General features: G+C 63.3%; 15 protein-coding genes. 12 read left to right on the top strand and 3 right to left on the bottom strand.

Going from position 1 to position 17,339, the window contains the following annotated elements; translation table 11 throughout:
• Positions 1-7: 7 nt before the first annotated feature.
• A complete protein-coding gene (locus tag QQL76_RS17695; RefSeq protein WP_499208767.1) occupies positions 8-1,156 on the bottom strand; it encodes an acyltransferase family protein in 1,149 nt (382 codons plus the stop codon).
• 95 nt (positions 1,157-1,251) lie between these two features.
• Positions 1,252-1,998 (bottom strand): hypothetical protein, encoded by a 747-nt coding sequence (locus tag QQL76_RS17690; protein WP_499208766.1) that lies wholly within the window; start codon positions 1,996-1,998, stop codon positions 1,252-1,254.
• Between the two features lie 194 nt (positions 1,999-2,192).
• Here QQL76_RS17690 and QQL76_RS17685 point away from each other — a divergent pair, with 194 nt between their 5' ends.
• The 9 genes from QQL76_RS17685 (at position 2,193) to QQL76_RS17645 (ending at position 13,375) form a co-directional block, all read left to right on the top strand.
• Positions 2,193-3,857 (top strand): alpha/beta hydrolase, encoded by a 1,665-nt coding sequence (locus tag QQL76_RS17685; protein WP_499208765.1) that lies wholly within the window; start codon positions 2,193-2,195, stop codon positions 3,855-3,857.
• Between the two features lie 335 nt (positions 3,858-4,192).
• Complete coding sequence (locus QQL76_RS17680; protein WP_499208764.1) at positions 4,193-6,469, top strand: transglycosylase domain-containing protein; 2,277 nt, start codon at positions 4,193-4,195, stop codon at positions 6,467-6,469.
• A gap of 232 nt (positions 6,470-6,701) precedes the next feature.
• Entirely contained in the window at positions 6,702-8,627 is a 1,926-nt protein-coding gene (dnaK, locus tag QQL76_RS17675) for an Hsp70 family protein (RefSeq protein ID WP_499208763.1), read from the top strand.
• A 70-nt stretch (positions 8,628-8,697) separates the two neighbouring features.
• The gene (gene dnaJ / locus QQL76_RS17670) at positions 8,698-9,855 is read left to right on the top strand and encodes a molecular chaperone DnaJ (RefSeq protein ID WP_126006889.1); all 1,158 of its coding nucleotides are present in this window, start codon (positions 8,698-8,700) and stop codon (positions 9,853-9,855) included.
• Between the two features lie 147 nt (positions 9,856-10,002).
• Positions 10,003-10,599 carry a class I SAM-dependent methyltransferase gene (gene pmtA / locus QQL76_RS17665; protein WP_499208762.1) on the top strand — a complete coding sequence of 199 codons (597 nt, stop codon included), beginning with the start codon at positions 10,003-10,005 and terminating at the stop codon, positions 10,597-10,599.
• Between the two features lie 21 nt (positions 10,600-10,620).
• Positions 10,621-11,202, top strand: a complete 582-nt coding sequence (locus QQL76_RS17660; RefSeq protein WP_499208761.1) for an NADPH-dependent FMN reductase — start codon at positions 10,621-10,623, stop codon at positions 11,200-11,202.
• Positions 11,203-11,272: 70 nt separating this feature from the next.
• Positions 11,273-12,016 carry an orotidine 5'-phosphate decarboxylase gene (gene pyrF / locus QQL76_RS17655; RefSeq protein WP_499208760.1) on the top strand — a complete coding sequence of 248 codons (744 nt, stop codon included), beginning with the start codon at positions 11,273-11,275 and terminating at the stop codon, positions 12,014-12,016.
• Positions 12,017-12,032: 16 nt separating this feature from the next.
• Complete coding sequence (locus QQL76_RS17650; protein WP_126006897.1) at positions 12,033-12,326, top strand: DUF1330 domain-containing protein; 294 nt, start codon at positions 12,033-12,035, stop codon at positions 12,324-12,326.
• 50 nt (positions 12,327-12,376) lie between these two features.
• The gene (locus QQL76_RS17645) at positions 12,377-13,375 is read left to right on the top strand and encodes a complex I NDUFA9 subunit family protein (RefSeq protein ID WP_126006899.1); all 999 of its coding nucleotides are present in this window, start codon (positions 12,377-12,379) and stop codon (positions 13,373-13,375) included.
• A gap of 43 nt (positions 13,376-13,418) precedes the next feature.
• Here the strand turns inward: QQL76_RS17645 and QQL76_RS17640 are convergent, their stop codons facing one another.
• Positions 13,419-14,225 carry an undecaprenyl-diphosphate phosphatase gene (locus QQL76_RS17640; protein ID WP_126006901.1) on the bottom strand — a complete coding sequence of 269 codons (807 nt, stop codon included), beginning with the start codon at positions 14,223-14,225 and terminating at the stop codon, positions 13,419-13,421.
• A gap of 173 nt (positions 14,226-14,398) precedes the next feature.
• On the opposite strand from QQL76_RS17640, the gene QQL76_RS17635 reads away from it, so the two are divergent.
• The 3 genes from QQL76_RS17635 to QQL76_RS17625 all read left to right on the top strand — a co-directional run bounded on the left by QQL76_RS17635 (position 14,399) and on the right by QQL76_RS17625 (position 17,281).
• The gene (locus QQL76_RS17635; RefSeq protein WP_126006903.1) at positions 14,399-15,091 is read left to right on the top strand and encodes a glutathione S-transferase family protein; all 693 of its coding nucleotides are present in this window, start codon (positions 14,399-14,401) and stop codon (positions 15,089-15,091) included.
• Positions 15,092-15,188: 97 nt separating this feature from the next.
• Entirely contained in the window at positions 15,189-16,385 is a 1,197-nt protein-coding gene (gene queG, locus QQL76_RS17630) for an epoxyqueuosine reductase (protein ID WP_499208759.1), read from the top strand.
• On the top strand, positions 16,385-17,281 hold the full coding sequence (locus tag QQL76_RS17625; RefSeq protein ID WP_499208758.1) for an SDR family NAD(P)-dependent oxidoreductase: 897 nt from the start codon (positions 16,385-16,387) through the stop codon (positions 17,279-17,281). The genes queG and QQL76_RS17625 overlap by 1 nt, the downstream gene beginning before the upstream one ends.
• Positions 17,282-17,339 lie beyond the last annotated feature (58 nt).

Raw genomic sequence — 17,339 nt, 5'->3', positions numbered from 1 at the left:
GTTCGCCCTACTCTCCGGGAACCATGCGGTCGGCTTTTTGCCGGCCGCCCTCGTTTGAGAGCTTCGCCCAGGCTGGCCGCTCGAACAGGAAACGACCCAAGCCCGTCCATTGGACGATCATGTAGAAGACGATCGGGCCGCTGACCGCCGCGATCCAGACAAGCAGCGATATCGTGCCGACGTCCGTGATGATCCCGAGACGGATCAGGATGACGCGGGCGATCGCCATCGGCAGGAAGAAGGCGAGATAGATCACGATCGAGTGGGCCCCGATCCAGCGCAGCCCGTTGGACCATGAAACCCGGGCGAGCAGGCCGGAGATCGCGATCACGGCCAGCGTGCCGATGCTCCCCGCCAACAGCGAGATGCCGGGAAGGTCGGCCCATTTCGCCGCTTTGTCTTCCCAAGTGAACGCCTGGGCGTAGCCTGCGAGTGCTGCGGGTGCGATCCCGAAGGCCAGCGCAACATTCACCAGAGCCCAGACGCAGAGCGCGCCGGCGGTCAAAGCCCCGTTGCGCGCGGTCCAGCCTTCGAAGGCGAACACCCGCGCCGCGAGCGCGTAGCCAGCGAAGAAATAGACATATCGCGCGGCGAATTCGTCGAAGATCACGCTGCCGGTCGCGATCGGCATGATTTCCATGATTGCCGCCCATGCGAGCACGAGCCAGACCGGCAGGCCTTTCACCAACCGGGTGAACAGGAAGAAGACCGGCAGGATATAGATGAACCATAGCGTGCCGAAGGGCTGCAGGAACGCCGTGAGATAGGCGCCGAGTGCTGCACCCGCCCCTTCTTCCATGGCAATGCCCGGGCCCTTGAATGCGAACTGGATGGTCAGCCACAGCACGTAGAAATAAGCGAAGTGCACGACCTTCCGGTCGATGTAGCGGCCCCACGGCGCGTCGATGGTGCGCGCGAGGAACAGCCCCGAGATCAGGAAGAAGGCCGGCATGCGGAACGGCCGGCAGAATTCGACGACCGGGTGCAGCCAGCCGGGAACGCCCATCGCCGCCTCGACGCCGAGCACCGAGTGCATCATCACGACCAGCAGGATGGAAATGCCCTTGGCATGGTCTACCCAGTCGACGCGGGTGGGCCAGTCGACGCGGCCAGGCCAATCGACGCGGTTAGGGTGCTGCGGTGCAGGGATCGTCATCTCGGTCGTCTCCAATCTGTGGAGCGACACTAACCTCGCGCCTCTTGGCAATTGCTAAAGGCGGGCGCCAAGCTGCGCATCAACGATCTGTGTGGTTAAGGCGCGGTTGCTGGCGCAGGCCGATTTGGACCGATCGCCTGGGGCCGCGCTCCTGCCGGCGCCTCTGAAGCCGTCGGCGGTGCGACACGCGGGCGGACCGCGGCACCAGATGGCGGCATGGGCGGGCCGATGACCGATGGGCGCTCGGCTGCGCCGGTCTGCCGCGTCGTGGTGGGGGTGGATGGAGCCGCCGGCCCGATCGCGGGCGTCGCAGCCGGAGCCGCAGGTGCCAGCGCAGCAGGGTTCGATGGCGCCCCAGGCATCGGCGCAAGCGTTGCCGGTCCTGGTCCGGTCTGGCGCGGCGGTGGAGCAATCTCGCCGGGCGGGACCGGGGCCACGTCTTCTTCACCATCGAACCAAGCTCGCGCCCATTCCGGCACCGCGCATTCGTAGAGATAGGTGACCATCGAGGTTGCCTGTGCCTCGTTGTCGATTTCGGACACGAAGCGGCGCACGCCCCAGCGATAGCCGGCGCCGAGCGCATACTGGCCGACGCAGCGATAGACGCGCGTCTGCACGGAGAAGCTATCGCGATACTCCCACAGGAAACCGGCAAAACGCAGTGCCAGTCCGTAACAGCCGGCAGTCGGGCCGCAGGCGGAACTGAGCGAGGTGCCAAGCCGCTCCATGAGGCCAGCACGCTCCGCAGCCGGCAGGTTCTCCGGCTCGGTTTCGGCGGTCGACGCACAGGCGGACAGGGCGATGCTGGTCGCCAGAAGCAAAGGGAGGGCAATCAGACGCACGTTGAGCCTCGGGGCAAGAGTATGGTTTGCGGCGCGGCGGCACTCCAACCATGGCGCCCTTCTTGCCTGCGAATGGTGGCCATCGCGTGATCGCGCAACACCGTTCTTGCCAAGGAACACAAAATCGGCACGCTGCAAGGCCGGCCGATACACTACCCATGTACTTGATCGCAACGCTGCTCTAGTCCCACCCCATGCTCCAGATCCGTCGGACTTTCCTGCACGCTCCCTGCTCCACCGGCCTGATCGTCGGCACGCTGTTCTTCGCAGCCTCGCTGACGCCGAGCCTGTTGCCACGCGACTTCCTCATGCAGGGCATTCTCTCCGGGTGCTCCATGGCGGCCGGCTATGGAATCGGCAGCTTTGGGCGATGGCTTTGGCGGTATCTTGAATTGCCCGAGCTGGACGAGGCAGGCACCCGCCGGGCGCTGCGCGTCGTCTCGGTGCTGTGCGGCATCGTGGCCTTCACCTATCTCTGGCTCGCCTCCGACTGGCAGAACGCCATTCGCCGGCTGATGGAATTGCCACCGGTCGACACGGTCCAACCCTTCCGCGTCGGCCTCATCGCGCTCGCCATCTTCGCGCTGCTGCTGCTTGTCGCGCGCATCTTCAAGACGGTGAACCACATCTTCGCGCAAAAGCTGAAGAGCTTCATCCCGCGGCGGGTGTCGAACGTGCTGGGGCTCATTCTGGCGGCAGCGGTGTTCTGGGCGCTGGTCGACGGCGTGCTCTTCCGGTTCGGACTGCGCGCCGCTGACGCCTCGTTTCAGCAGATCGATGCTCTCGTCGACGATGCGCTCGCGCGCCCGCAACTTGCTTTGAAGACCGGCAGCACGGCATCGCTCGTCACATGGGAGGATCTTGGGAACCGGGGCCGCGAATTCGTCGCTACCGGGCCGAGCGCCGCGGAGATCGCGGAATTCACCGGCGACAGCGCCGTCGAAGAGCCCATCCGCGTCTTCGTCGGGCTGAATTCCGCCGAAACGATCGAGGAAAGGGCACGGCTTGCGTTTGACGAGCTGATCCGTGTCGATGCCTTCGAGCGCACCAACCTCGTCATCATCACACCGACGGGCACCGGATGGGTGGACCCCGCCGCCATGGATCCGCTCGAATATCTCCTGCGGGGAGATGTCGCGAGCGTTGCGGTTCAGTATTCCTACCTCACGAGCTGGCTTTCGCTGCTCTTCGAGCCGGGCTACGGGGCCGACACGGCAAGCGCGCTTTTCGATCTGGTTTACGATTATTGGCGGCAACTGCCGGAAGATGGACGGCCGAACCTTTACCTCTACGGCTTGAGCCTTGGTGCCCTGAATTCCGACCTTTCCGTCGATCTCTATGATGTGATCGGCGACCCCTTCCAGGGCGCTCTCTGGAGTGGCCCGCCGTTCTCCACTGCCACCTGGCGCAACCTGACGGCCGACCGCAATCCCGACAGCCCCGCATGGCTTCCCAGGTTCCGGGACGGGTCGGTCGTGCGCTTCACCAACCAGACGAACACACTCGACGAGGCGGAGGCCCCATGGGGTCCGCTCAGGATCGTCTATCTGCAATATGCGAGCGACCCGGTGACGTTCTTCGATCCGCCAAGCGTCTATCGCGAGCCGTCCTGGATGCAGGCGCCGCGCGGCCCGGACGTTGCCGACGAATTTCGCTGGTTCCCGGTCATCACCTTTCTGCAATTGACCGTCGACCTCATGGCGGCGACCACCGCGCCAATTGGCTACGGCCACGTCTATGCGCATGAGCATTACATCGATGGCTGGATGGAAGTGACAGAGCCGCAGGGCTGGACGCCGGCGGACATCGACCGCCTGAAGGCGTTCTTCATCGAACAAAGGCAGAAAGCCGGCGACTGAAATTTGGGCAAGAAAAAAGCGGGGTCTGTCTAGAACCCCGCTTCCTCAACGATCAGCCGTGACTGCCAGTACATCCGTGGTCAATCCGTGCGGATCGTCAGCCGCGCACTCGACACCATCCAAAACCCGGCCCGAAGGCCGTACCCAGATCGTGGAGCGCGCGGCGTTGAGCCTGAAGTGGGGTGGGGTCTCTCGAATTACAAGAGGCGGCACACGGGTTGGGTGACCCGGACGCTTAATCAACGACGAAAGAGCATCCTTAACCCCACCTTAAATCGCCGCATTTTAGTTTCACAGGCACATTTCCCGCAGAAACATTTGAGTAGTTCGTTGCCATGGCCCCAAGACGCAGCACCAGCAGGCGGATCGAGCCGTCGCTCGAGGGCGCGCGGGCTTCCAGCGGGGGCCAGGGCGATTTTCGGGTGGAGCGCAATGACCGCGTGAGCGGTGGCGGGCGAAGCACTGCATCGTCCAAGCGGAGCGCCGTGTCGCCCAGCCGCAAATCAGGTGGCGGCGGCGGCAATGGTGGCGGCGGGCGGCGCGGCCGCAAGCCCCGGCGCGGCGTGTTCGGAATGATGCGCACGCTTGTCTACTGGTGCTTCGTTCTCGGCATCTGGGGCGCGCTCGGCGTCGGCGGCATCGTCGCCTATTACGCCGCGCAAATGCCCAACGCATCGACCTGGAGCATTCCCGACAGGCCGCCGAACGTCCGCATCGTCTCGGTCGGCGGCGAGGTGCTCGGCAATCGTGGCGCCACCGGCGGCGAACAGCGCGGCTTGTCCGAAATCTCGCCCTATATCCCGCAAGCGGTGATGGCGATCGAAGATCGGCGCTTCCAGAGCCATTTCGGCATTGACCCGATCGGCCTGGCGCGCGCCATGGTCACCAACCTGGTGGCGGGCGACGTGGTGCAGGGTGGTTCGACCATCACGCAGCAGTTGGCGAAGAACCTCTTTCTGACGCCTGAGCGCACGGTCGAGCGAAAAGTCCAGGAAGTGCTTCTCGCGCTCTGGCTCGAGCATGAATTCACCAAGGATCAGATCATGGAAATGTATCTGAACCGGGTCTATTTCGGCTCCGGCGCCTATGGCGTGGAAGCTGCTTCGCGGCGCTATTTCGACAAGACGGCCGACGAGGTCACGCTGGCCGAGGCAGCCCTTCTCGCCGGGCTTTTGAAGGCGCCGTCGCGGCTTTCGCCGGCGCGCGATCCGCAGGCGGCGGAAGAGCGCGCCCAGGTGGTGCTGCAGGCCATGCGCGATTCGGGCTATGTCAGCGACGCCGAAGTCACCACGGCCATGACGCAGTCGCCGACGCGCGCGCCGAGCTACTGGACGGGCGCCGAGCACTATGTCGCCGACGCCGTCATGGACCAGCTCACCGAGGTGATCGGCGCCGTCGAGACCGACCTGGTCGTGACCACCACGATCGATTCGCAATTGCAGGATCTCGCAGAAGACGCCGTTGTCGACGCGATTTCCACGCGTGGCGGAGAGCTGGCCGTCACGCAGGGCGCGCTGATCTCGCTCGATGCCACGGGCGCGGTGCGCGCCATGGTGGGCGGTTACGACTACGCGAAGAGCCAGTTCAACCGCGTCACCGATGCCCGGCGCCAACCGGGTTCGGCCTTCAAACCCTTCGTTTATGCGAGCGCGCTGGAGATGGGCTACGGCCCCTATTCGGTGCGCCAGGATGCCCCGATCCAGATCGGCAACTGGTCGCCCGAAAACTACGATCAGAAATTCCATGGCCCGCTGACGCTTGCCCAGGCGCTGGCCCGCTCGACGAACACCATCGCGGCGCAGCTCGTCATGGAGACGGGGCCAGAGAATGTCGTCGCGCTTGCCAACCGCCTCGGCATCAAATCCACGCTGACGCCGAATGCTTCGATTTCGCTCGGTACGTCGGAAGTGACCCTGCAGGAACTGACCGCGGCTTATGCGCCGATGATGAATGGCGGCTACAAGGCAGAGCCCTACATGATCGAGCGCGTCGAGACGCTGGACGGCGACCTCATCTATCAGCGCACAGCGACGCAGCCCGAGCGGGTGCTGGATGGCGATGTCGCGGCGATGATGAATGCGATGCTGGCCGAAGTGGTGCGTTCTGGCACCGGGCGCAATGCGCAGATGAGCGGCTGGCTTCCGGCCGGCAAGACCGGCACGACCCAATCGTTCCGCGATGCGCTTTTCGTCGGTTACACGAGCAATCTGGTGACGGGCGTGTGGTTCGGCAATGACGATGGGAAATCCATGAACCGGGTCACCGGCGGCGGGCTGCCGGCCGAAACCTGGCAGGCTTTCATGAGCGGCGCGCATCGCGGCGTTCCGGCGGCGTTGCTGCCCGGCGTTCGTCCCGATGGCGTGATCGATCAGGGGCCGGGATACGGCCCCGTGCCGCCGGACGGCATCGGCGACATCATCGCCGGCCAGGACGATCCTTCCGGCTGGGGCATCGACATTCTCGACGGATCGGCGCGCGTCACCTCGCCTCGAATTAACGAAGGCGCCCCCATGCCGCCGGCTTCCGTCGGTGAAGGCAACTGGGACGCACAGCCGACGGGCGCCACGCAGCCGCGCGCAACGACGCTGCTCGACCTCATCCTCGGCAACTGAGCCCGCAAAAAGCCTTCTCGACCGACGCCTCGGCGTCGGTTTGAAGTGCTTGCATGTTGTCGCTCATCCAGCGCCTTGCAGTCTAAAAAACCCGTTCTTATATACGCCGAAACCTGCTTGGCTCTGCTGTTGACGCCAAGCTCGCCACAACCGAACACCAATCCCGCTAGGGGCCGTCGAACGGAACGCCACAGAGGGTCCGGACGGCTCGCTTCAAGGAGAGAGAAGAACAATGGCTAAAGTTATCGGTATCGACCTCGGAACCACGAACTCCTGCGTCGCTGTCATGGACGGCAAGGACGCCAAGGTGATCGAAAACGCGGAAGGCGCGCGCACGACGCCGTCCATGGTTGCTTTTTCCGATGATGGCGAGCGCCTCGTCGGCCAGCCGGCCAAGCGCCAGGCGGTGACAAACCCGGAAAACACGCTTTTCGCGATCAAGCGCCTCATCGGCCGCACCTTCCAGGATCCGACGACCCAGAAGGACAAGGGCATGGTGCCCTACAAGATCGTGAACGCTCCGAACGGCGACGCCTGGGTTCATGCCAGCGGCACCGACTATTCGCCTTCGCAGATCTCGGCGATGATCCTTCAGAAGATGAAGGAAACCGCTGAAAGCTATCTCGGCGAAAAGGTCGAGAAGGCCGTCATCACGGTTCCTGCCTATTTCAACGACGCACAGCGCCAGGCCACCAAGGATGCAGGCAAGATCGCCGGCCTTGAAGTGCTGCGCATCATCAACGAGCCGACCGCTGCCGCGCTTGCCTACGGTCTCGACAAGAAGGACGGCAAGACGATCGCCGTTTATGACCTTGGCGGCGGCACGTTCGACGTGTCCATTCTCGAAATCGGCGACGGCGTCTTCGAGGTGAAGTCAACGAACGGCGACACCTTCCTCGGCGGCGAAGATTTCGACATGCGCCTCGTTGAGTACCTCGCTTCCGAGTTCAAGAAGGAACAGGGCATCGACCTAAAGAACGACAAGCTCGCCCTGCAGCGCCTCAAGGAAGCTGCGGAAAAGGCAAAGATCGAGCTGTCGTCCTCGTCGCAGACCGAAATCAACCTGCCGTTCATCACGGCCGACCAGTCGGGTCCCAAGCACCTGACGATGAAGCTTTCGCGCGCCAAGTTCGAGAGCCTGGTCGACGACCTCATCCAGCGCACCGTGGCTCCATGCCGCGCGGCGCTCAAGGATGCCGGCATGCAGGCAGGCGAAATCGACGAAGTCGTTCTTGTCGGCGGCATGACGCGCATGCCGAAGGTGCAGGAAGTCGTGAAGTCGTTCTTCGGCAAGGAGCCGCACAAGGGCGTCAACCCGGATGAAGTCGTCGCACTTGGCGCCGCCATCCAGGCCGGCGTTCTGCAGGGCGACGTCAAGGATGTGCTCCTGCTCGACGTGACCCCGCTGTCGCTCGGCATCGAAACGCTCGGTGGCGTGTTCACGCGCCTGATCGACCGCAACACGACGATCCCGACGAAGAAGTCGCAGACCTTCTCGACGGCCGAAGACAGCCAGAATGCCGTGACCATCCGCGTCAGCCAGGGCGAGCGCGAAATGGCGGCCGACAACAAGTTGCTGGGTCAGTTCGACCTCGTCGGCATTCCGCCGGCGCCGCGCGGCGTGCCGCAGATCGAAGTCACCTTCGACATCGACGCCAACGGCATCGTCAACGTCTCGGCCAAGGACAAGGGCACCGGCAAGGAGCACCAGATCCGCATCCAGGCATCCGGCGGTCTGTCCGATGCCGATATCGAGCAGATGGTGAAGGACGCCGAAGCCAACGCCGAAAGCGACAAGAAGCGCCGCGAAGGCGTGGAGGCGAAGAACCAGGCTGAAAGCCTGCTGCATTCGTCCGAAAAGTCGCTCAAGGAGTATGGTGACAAGGTCTCTGCCGAGGACCGGAAGGCCATCGAGGATGCGATCGCGGATCTGCGGTCGACTCTCGACGCTTCCGAGCCCGACGCCGAAGCCATCAAGGCGAAGTCGCAGACCCTTGCCGAAGTGTCGATGAAGCTCGGCCAGGCCATGTATGAGGCCAGCCAGGCGGAAGCGGCAGCAAACGATGCCCAGCGCGATGCAGCGCAAGATGGGGATAACGTCGTCGATGCGGACTTCGAAGAGGTCAATGACGACGACGACAAGAAGAAGTCGGCTTAACTTCAACTGAGAGATCCCGGCAGCCCATGCGCGGCGGCCGGGATCGTCAGACGTGTGGGGCTGGCATTCAATGGCGAAAGCAGATTTCTACGAGACGCTCGGGGTCCAAAAAGGGGCCGACGAGAAAGAACTGAAAAGCGCCTATCGCAAACTTGCTATGAAGTACCACCCCGATCGCAATCCCGGCGATGCGGAGGCGGAGCGCAAGTTCAAGGAAGTCGGCGAAGCTTACGAGACGCTGAAGGATCCGCAGAAGCGGGCCGCCTATGACCGCTTCGGCCATGCAGCTTTCGAGCAGGGTGGTCCCGGTGGCTTCGGTGGTGGTGGCTTCGGCGGCGCAGGCGCCGGCGGCTTCTCCGATATTTTCGAAGACATCTTCGGCGAGATGATGGGTGGCGGCGGTCGCCAGCGTCGCTCCGGTGGCGGCGGAAGCGGTCGCGAGCGTGGTGCCGATCTGCGCTACAACATGGAAATCAGCCTCGAAGAGGCGTTCCATGGCAAGACCGCCCAGATCCGCGTCCCCTCGTCCATCCAGTGCGACAATTGTTCGGGCTCCGGCGCCAAGCCGGGCACGCATCCGACGACGTGCACCACCTGCTCGGGCAGCGGCCGCGTGCGGGCAGCGCAAGGGTTCTTCTCGATCGAGCGCACCTGCCCGACCTGCCAGGGTCGCGGGCAGACGATCAACGATCCCTGCCCGAAATGCTCCGGCCAGGGCCGCGTGACGGAAGACCGGTCGCTGTCGGTCAATATTCCGGCCGGTATCGAAGACGGCACGCGCATTCGGCTTGCGGGCGAAGGCGAAGCTGGGCTTCGCGGCGGTCCATCCGGCGACCTCTACATCTTCCTGTCGGTGAAGCCGCATGAGTTCTTCCAGCGCGACGGCGCCGACCTTTATTGCGCCGTGCCGATCTCGATGACGACCGCCGCACTTGGCGGCCAGTTCGACGTCGTGACGCTCGATGGGACCAAGACAAGGGTCAAGGTTCCGGAAGGCACGCAGTCCGGCAAGCAGTTCCGCCTGCGCTCCAAGGGCATGCCGGTTCTGCGCTCGCAGCAGTCCGGTGACCTTTACATTCAGGTGGCCATCGAGACGCCGCAGAACCTGACGAAGCGCCAGCGCGAATTGCTGACTGAGTTCGAGCAATTGTCGTCGAAGGAAAATAGCCCGGAATCCTCAGGCTTTTTCTCGCGCATGAAGGATTTCTTCGATACGCTCAGCAATTGATTGCCGGCTGCTTCAGGCGGCCGGTCATCCATTGCGGGCCTGGCGGCTCGCTGTTACACCGGGCTTGAGCTTCCCTTACGGAAGGTCATGCAGTGTTCTGAGGAGAGGCGATCCCTGGCTCTCCGCCAACGGGAAGAGGATATCGCCATGGTCGGCACTTTGACACGGAAACTGTCCAAGCGCTTCGACGACGAGATCCGGTTTTTCAAGGGGTGGATGGATGGCCCGAAGGCTGTCGGATCGATCGTGCCGACCTCGGCCGTCACCTCCAGGCGCATGGCGAGCGTCATCGATACGACCTCCGGCCTTCCCGTTCTCGAACTCGGCCCTGGCACGGGCGTCGTCACCAAAGCGATCCTCGAACGCGGCGTCTCGCCAAACAAACTCGTCTGCGTCGAATATTCGGATGATTTCGTCAGCCATGTCCGGCGGCTGTTTCCGGGCGTCAACGTCATCCAGGGCGACGCTTTCGATCTCGACTCCACGCTTGGACCGCTTGCCGATCAGACATTCGATTGCGTCGTGTCCGGCATTCCGCTCCTTAATTTCCCGATGCCCGAGCGCGTCGCGCTGATCGAGGATTTGCTCGGCCGCATTCCGGCCGGTCGACCTGTCGTCCAGATCACCTATGGCCCGCGCTCGCCCGTCGCGCCCGGGCGCGGCAACTACGTGGTCGAGAAGTTGGATTTCGTGGTGCGTAATATTCCGCCCGCCCATCTCTGGCTCTACCGCCGCCCGATCTGACCCCAGCACCTGCCTTCTGCGATGACCCCCAAGATCCTCGTTTTCCCCGGCTCCAACCGAGAAGGCTCGTTCAACGCGAGCCTCGCCGCCGCCGCCGCCCACGCCCTGACGGTGAAAGGGGCCGACGTGACGCGCATCTCGCTTGCCGACTATCCCCTGCCAATCATGGACGAAGACCTGCAGACGCGTGAGGGAATTCCCGAAAACGCCCTGAAGCTCGCGCGGCTCATCGCTTTACAAGACGGCCTCTTTCTCGCCTGCCCGGAATACAATTCGTCGATCCCGCCTTTGTTGAAGAACACGATCGACTGGGTCAGCCGCGTGTCGACCGATGCCGGACGGCCGCTTCGCGCCTGGCGCGGCCGTGTCGTTGCGCTCGGTTCGGCGTCGGATGGTCAATTTGCCGGCATTCGCGGGCTCTATCACGTGCGCTCGGTGTTGATGAATGTTGGCGCGCAGATCGTCACCGAGCAGTGCTCGGTCTCGCGGGCGTCTACCGCCTTCACCGAGGACGGCCAGCTTGGCGACGAACGTAACGCGCGGATGCTGGACGCAGCCTGCCAGTCACTCATCGATCATTGCCGGGCAGTCGCAAGTCGCTAGAGCCTTGCAGGGCAAGGCGCCGCATGCCAGTAGAAGCCCAGAAAATTGCAGCCGAAATGGGCAACGCGCGATGTCAGCACCCAGCAGAAACCTCTCGACCGGCCCGGCCATCGCCGATCCGCGTGACAGGTTGATCGTCGGGCTCGACGTCCCGACGCTCAAAGACGCTGAAGCCATGGTCGCGACGCTCGGCGACACGGTGTCCTTCTACAAGATCGGCTACCAGCTGGTCTTCGCCGGCGGGCTTTCCTTCGCGAAAGACCTTGCGGCGTCCGGCAAGTCGATCTTCCTCGACATGAAGCTTCATGACATCGACAACACCGTTGCCAAGGGCGTCGAGAACATCGCCCAGATGGGCATGACGATGCTGACCGTGCATGCCTATCCTAAGGTGATGCGCGCTGCCGTCGACGCCGCCAAGGGCTCCGGCCTCTGCATTCTCGGGGTTACGGTGCTCACATCGATGGACGAAGCCGACACGAAGGAAGCCGGCTATGCATTGTCGCCGGCAGACCTCGTCAGCCGCCGCGCGCAGCAAGCGGTCGACGTGGGCATGGGCGGCATCGTCTGCTCACCGGCGGAGGCAAAGGCCGTGCGTGCCATTATCGGCCCGGACATGGCTTTGGTGACCCCCGGCATCCGGCCACTCGGCGCCGACGCCGGCGACCAGAAGCGGATCACGACGCCAGCCGATGCCATTCGGGCCGGGTCGAGCCATCTCGTGGTTGCCCGCCCCATCATCGCGGCGGACGATCCCAAGGCAGCGGCGAGCGCGATCATCGCGGAGATTGCCGCTGCTCAGAACAGTCACTGAAAGAGGAGGACAGATTATGGCTAAGGCATATTGGATTGCACGCGTCGATGTACGCGATGCGGAGCGCTACAAGGACTACGTTTCGACCGCCAAGCCGGCTTTCGAGCGCTATGGCGCCAAATTCCTGGTGCGCGGCGGCGATACCCATGTTCTGGAAGGCGGCGCACGCGCTCGCAACGTCATTATCGAGTTTCCTTCCGTGGCCGACGCCAAGGCGTGCTATGAAAGCCCGGAATATCAGGCAGCCGTAGCCATCCGTCAGGAAGTTGCCGATGCTGACATGATCGTCGTCGAAGGCTATGAAGGCTGATCGCCCGACCTAATTACACTTCATCATCGCATCCACGGGAACGCGCTCACATGACGACGATAATGCCCCATCCCAAGCTGGTTACCGTGTTTGGCGGCAACGGATTCGTCGGGCGTCACGTCGTTAGGGCGCTGGCCAAGCGTGGCTACCGGGTGCGCGTCGCCTGCCGTCGCCCGGATCTCGCCGGCCATTTGCAGCCACTCGGCGCGGTCGGCCAGATCATGGCCATGCAGGCCAATCTGCGCAATCGCCCGTCGATCGACCGCGCCGTCGAAGGCGCCGATCACGTGATCAACCTGGTCGGCATTTTGCACGAGAGCGGCCGCAACATGTTCGACCCCGTGCAGGCGTTCGGCGCTCGCGCGGTTGCCGAAGCTGCCCGGGCTGCCGGTATTCCGCTCAGCCACATGTCGGCGATCGGCGCCGATTCCCAGTACTGGTCCGACTATGCCCGTACCAAGGGCAAGGCGGAGGAGGCCATTCGCGAAATCAAGCCGGATGCGCTCATCGTCCGTCCGTCGATCATCTTCGGTCCTGAAGACAATTTCTTCAACAAGTTCGCCGACATGGCGCGTGTTGCGCCGTTCCTGCCGCTGATCGGCGGCGGCCATACGAAGTTCCAGCCAGTATACGTCGCGGATGTCGCAGAGGTCTTTGCACGTCACGTGGATGGATCAATCGAAGGCGGCCAGACGCTGGAATTGGGCGGTCCGGAAGTGCTGACCTTCCGCGAATGCCTCGAGACGATGCTCAAGGTGATCCAGCGCAAGCGCCGCTTCATCACCATTCCCTGGTATCCCGCAACGGTGCTGGGTGGCATCTTCAGCCATCTTCCGCTGATTACGCCGCCGATCACCGCAGATCAGGTCACCCTTTTGAAGCGTGACAATGTGGTCTCGGAAGCGGCGAAGCGCGAGGGGCGGACACTTGAGGGCGTCGGCATCAAGCCGACCCTGCTCGAGGTCATCCTGCCCACCTATCTTACGCGCTTCCGCGTCCAGGGCCAGTTCACCAAGCCCGACGGGCCGACAGCGCAGAAAAGCAACTAATTCTTTGAGGAACCGTCTCGCGGTTCCTCAAGATCGTCGGGACTTAAGCCGCCCACCAGAGGGCGGCGAGGCCTACCGTGCCGACAAGAATGCGCCAATAGGCGAATGGCGCGTAGCCATGGCGTGATACGAAGTCGAGCAGCGACCGTACGACCACGACAGCTGCAACGAACGCCGCCACGAACCCGACGGCGATGATGGTGAAATCGTCTGCGCTCAGGATGTCGCGGTTCTTGATGAGGTCGAGCGTGAAGGCGCCGGCCATGGTCGGCATCGCCAGGAAAAACGAGAATTCCGCAGCCGAGCGCTTGTCGGCACCATTCACCAGCGCGCCGACGATCGTCGCGCCCGAGCGCGACGTCCCCGGTACCATGGCGAGGCACTGGAAAAAGCCGATCTTCAGCGCAAGCGATGCCGGAAACTCCGCGACATTCGTGTAGCGCGGGGAAAGCGCCATGCGGTCCACCCAAAGCAGGATGAAGCCGCCGACGATCAACGACACGCAGATCACCACGGGCGTTTCGAACAGTACGGTCTTGATGAAATCATGCGCTAGAAAGCCGATACCGGCGGCTGGCAGGAAGCCGAGCAGCACGATCAGGACAAATCGGCGTGATTCGGCGCTTGTTGGCAAGGAACGGGCAATCCACCACAGGCGGTGGGAGTAGACGGTGAGGATGGCGAGGATCGCCCCCACCTGGATGAGCACCTCGAAGCTGTTGCCGGTGGAACTGAAGCCGATGGCGCGGCCTGCAAGCAGCAGATGTCCGGTCGACGATACGGGAATGAATTCCGTCAAACCCTCTAACAGGCCGAGCAGAAGCGCTCCGACAATCGTTTGTTCACCCATGCAAATGTCCTGTAGTTTTTTGGCCGGAAGTGGCGCCAGAAGTGACGAAAGAGGCGCCGGCTTGTCTTCGGTGGAGCGAGCCCCTATAGCTGCTTCGTCGGAAGCGTAGCCAGAAAAACATTAAAATTCGGGCATACCGACCTTTTCATGAGCTTTTGAAAGCCGTTTGCGTAATGCCGACACTCTACCACCATCCGATGTCGTCCGCTTCCCGGTTCATCCGTCTGGTGCTTGGCGAATACGGTTTCGAGTATGATCTGGTCGAAGAGCAGCCTTGGGAGGGCCGGCGCGAGTTTCTTGCGCTCAACCCCGCGGGCACGCTGCCGGTCTTTCTGGACGATTCCATGCGTTCGCTCTGCGGCGCGGTCGTCATTTCCGAGTATCTCGACGAGACGCATGGCGCACTGAAGCGCGACCGGCGGCTTCTGGCCGAAAACAGTTTCCAGCGCGCCGAGATCCGGCGGCTGGTGGAGTGGTTTCTGGTCAAGATGGAGCAGGACGTGACGCGCCACCTCGCCCGCGAGCGCGTCTTCAAGCTGCAGATGCCGACGGCGCAGGGCGGCGGGGCTCCGGATTCCAAGCTGATGCGCGCCGCGCGCGGCAATATCCGCCAGCACATGAAGTACCTCACCTGGCTCGCCGGCTCACGGCCTTGGCTTGCGGGCGACCGGCTGAGCTACGGTGACCTGGCGGCAGCGGCTTCGATTTCCGTCCTCGATTACCTTGGCGAGATCGACTGGAGCGAATTCCCCCAGTCCAAGGACTGGTACCAGCGCATCAAGTCCCGGCCGTCCTTCCGGCCGTTGCTCGGCGATCGCATCCGCGGCGTAACCCCTGCTTCGCATTACGCCGACCTTGATTTCTGACGCGGTCAAGCCTTGGATCGTCCGACCGTCTCACTAAATGAGCGTCAGGCACGCCGGCGGGGTGCGGTCGAGGCAACAAGCGAAGCGGCAGAACACGATGGCATCGCGCCTGGCCAATCGGCCATCGTCCAGCAACACGAATAACCTTGAGGCGACCGAGCTTGCTCGGCTTGTTCGTCAGGCCGCGCTTGAGGAAGGCTTCGACGCCGTGCGCATCGTTGCGCCGGACGCGATCGAGAGCGCAGCCGGACATCTTGCCAGCTTCATCGCCGAGGGTCGGCACGCGACCATGGACTGGATGGCGGAGACGGCCGAGCGGCGCGGCGATCCGCGTGTGCTCTGGCCGGATGTGCGCTCCGTCATCATGCTGGCGATGAACTACGGCCCGGAGCATGACCCTCTCGCCAATCTCGCATTTCCGGACCGGGCAGCGATCTCGGTCTATGCCCAGAACCGCGATTATCACGATGTCATCAAGGGCAAGCTGAAGACGGTCGCGCAGAAATTCGCCTCGCGCGCCGGCGCCGACGTCAAGGTCTTCGTCGATACCGCACCCGTCATGGAAAAGCCGCTTGCCGAAAAGGCTGGCCTCGGCTGGCAGGGCAAGCACACCAATCTCGTCAGTCGCGAATTCGGGTCCTGGCTGTTCCTGGGGTCGATCTTCACCACCGCCGAGCTTGTCGCCGACGAGGCTGAAAGCGACCATTGCGGCTCCTGCCGCGCCTGCCTCGACATCTGCCCGACCAACGCCTTTCCGGCGCCCTACCAGCTCGATGCGCGCCGGTGCATCTCCTATCTCACCATCGAGCACAAGGGGACGATCCCCGAAGAGTTTCGCCGGCCGATCGGCAACCGCATCTATGGCTGCGACGACTGCCTGGCCGTCTGCCCGTGGAACAAGTTTGCGGAGACGGCGCGCGAAGCCAAGCTCAAGGCGCGGGACGACCTCAAGGCGCCTCCCATCGCCGATCTTCTGTCGTTCGACGATGCCGCCTTTCGCCAGCACTTTGCCGGCTCACCGATCAAGCGCATCGGCCGGGACCGTTTTGTCCGCAATGTGCTGATCGCTGCCGGAAACAGCGGCCTTGCCGAACTGTCGGCACATTGCGACCCACTTCTCGCCGATCCCTCGCCGCTGGTGAGGGCTATGGCTGTGTGGGCCACGGCCGAGCTCGCTGACGCGGGGACGCTGCGTCACAAGGCCGGACATCATCTCGAATCGGAAGCCGACCCCGTCGTGCGCGCCGAATGGACGCGCGCACTGGACCGGCAGACACTGCAGGAGACCATCTGATGAAACCCCGCTTGCTCATTTTCGGCGCCGGCTATTCCGGCCAGGCCATCGCGAAAGCTTTCGACGGACGGGCGGAATGGATCGGCGGCACCACCCGCAGTGGCGGCAAGTTCGAGGCGCTGCGCTCGTCCGGCATGGAGCCCTTTCTGTTCGACGGCACGACCCTTTCGGACGAGCTTGCGGCGGCGATGCAGACGACGACGCATCTCGTGCAGTCGATCGCGCCTGGCGAGATGGGCGATCCGCTGCTCGGCCTGATCGGCAACGATCTCAAGACTCACTTTCCCGCGTTGCGTTGGGTCGCCTATCTCTCGACCGTTGGGGTCTATGGAGACCATGAAGGGGCCTGGGTGGACGAGGCCTCCGACTGCCATCCGGTCTCCGATCGATCGATCATGCGTCTGACCGCCGAAACCGCATGGTCCGACGCGGGGGTAAGCGCCCATCTGCCCGTGGCGATCCTGCGCCTTTCCGGCATCTACGGGCCGGGTCGCAACGCCATTCTCAACCTGCAAAACGGCACCGCAAAGCGGCTGATCAAGCCTGGCCAGGTGTTCAACCGCATCCATGTTGAAGACATTGCCGGGGCGACGCGCCATTTGATGGCGCACGAAGCGGCCGGGATCTTCAACGTGACCGACGACCAACCGGCGCCGCCGCAGGATGTCGTGTCGTTTGCTGCCGAATTGCTGGGCGTCCAACCGCCGCCGGAACAGGATTTCGCTACGGCGGAACTTTCTCCCATGGCACGTAGTTTCTATGGCGAGAACAAGCGCGTTTCGAACGTTCGGTTGAAGGAAACTGGCTACGTTTTCCGCTTTCCCGATTACCGGACCGCGCTCCGTTCTTTAGCAAATACGGAAAGATTGGCCGGCAACCCTTTGCCGGCACAGTAATATTCCGATTCAGAGCGTGACCGGGCGTGCCCGGTTCTCGCCCCATTTGCCCCGTTCC

Origin of the sequence: Rhizobium albus (assembly GCA_030160035.1) — a bacterium.
Classification (GTDB): Bacteria; Pseudomonadota; Alphaproteobacteria; order Rhizobiales; family Rhizobiaceae; genus Georhizobium; species Georhizobium albus.
This window is presented reverse-complemented; position numbering and strand designations above follow the sequence as displayed.

Coding starts and splice junctions, on each gene's coding strand:
- QQL76_RS17695 (WP_499208767.1), bottom strand. CDS start 1,156: ATGACGATCCCTGCACCGCAGCACCCTAACCGCGTCGATTGGCCTGGC.
- QQL76_RS17685 (WP_499208765.1), top strand. CDS start 2,193: ATGCTCCAGATCCGTCGGACTTTCCTGCACGCTCCCTGCTCCACCGGC.
- QQL76_RS17680 (WP_499208764.1), top strand. CDS start 4,193: ATGGCCCCAAGACGCAGCACCAGCAGGCGGATCGAGCCGTCGCTCGAG.
- dnaK (WP_499208763.1), top strand. CDS start 6,702: ATGGCTAAAGTTATCGGTATCGACCTCGGAACCACGAACTCCTGCGTC.
- dnaJ (WP_126006889.1), top strand. CDS start 8,698: ATGGCGAAAGCAGATTTCTACGAGACGCTCGGGGTCCAAAAAGGGGCC.
- pmtA (WP_499208762.1), top strand. CDS start 10,003: ATGGTCGGCACTTTGACACGGAAACTGTCCAAGCGCTTCGACGACGAG.
- QQL76_RS17660 (WP_499208761.1), top strand. CDS start 10,621: ATGACCCCCAAGATCCTCGTTTTCCCCGGCTCCAACCGAGAAGGCTCG.
- pyrF (WP_499208760.1), top strand. CDS start 11,273: ATGTCAGCACCCAGCAGAAACCTCTCGACCGGCCCGGCCATCGCCGAT.
- QQL76_RS17650 (WP_126006897.1), top strand. CDS start 12,033: ATGGCTAAGGCATATTGGATTGCACGCGTCGATGTACGCGATGCGGAG.
- QQL76_RS17645 (WP_126006899.1), top strand. CDS start 12,377: ATGACGACGATAATGCCCCATCCCAAGCTGGTTACCGTGTTTGGCGGC.
- QQL76_RS17640 (WP_126006901.1), bottom strand. CDS start 14,225: ATGGGTGAACAAACGATTGTCGGAGCGCTTCTGCTCGGCCTGTTAGAG.
- QQL76_RS17635 (WP_126006903.1), top strand. CDS start 14,399: ATGCCGACACTCTACCACCATCCGATGTCGTCCGCTTCCCGGTTCATC.
- queG (WP_499208759.1), top strand. CDS start 15,189: ATGGCATCGCGCCTGGCCAATCGGCCATCGTCCAGCAACACGAATAAC.
- QQL76_RS17625 (WP_499208758.1), top strand. CDS start 16,385: ATGAAACCCCGCTTGCTCATTTTCGGCGCCGGCTATTCCGGCCAGGCC.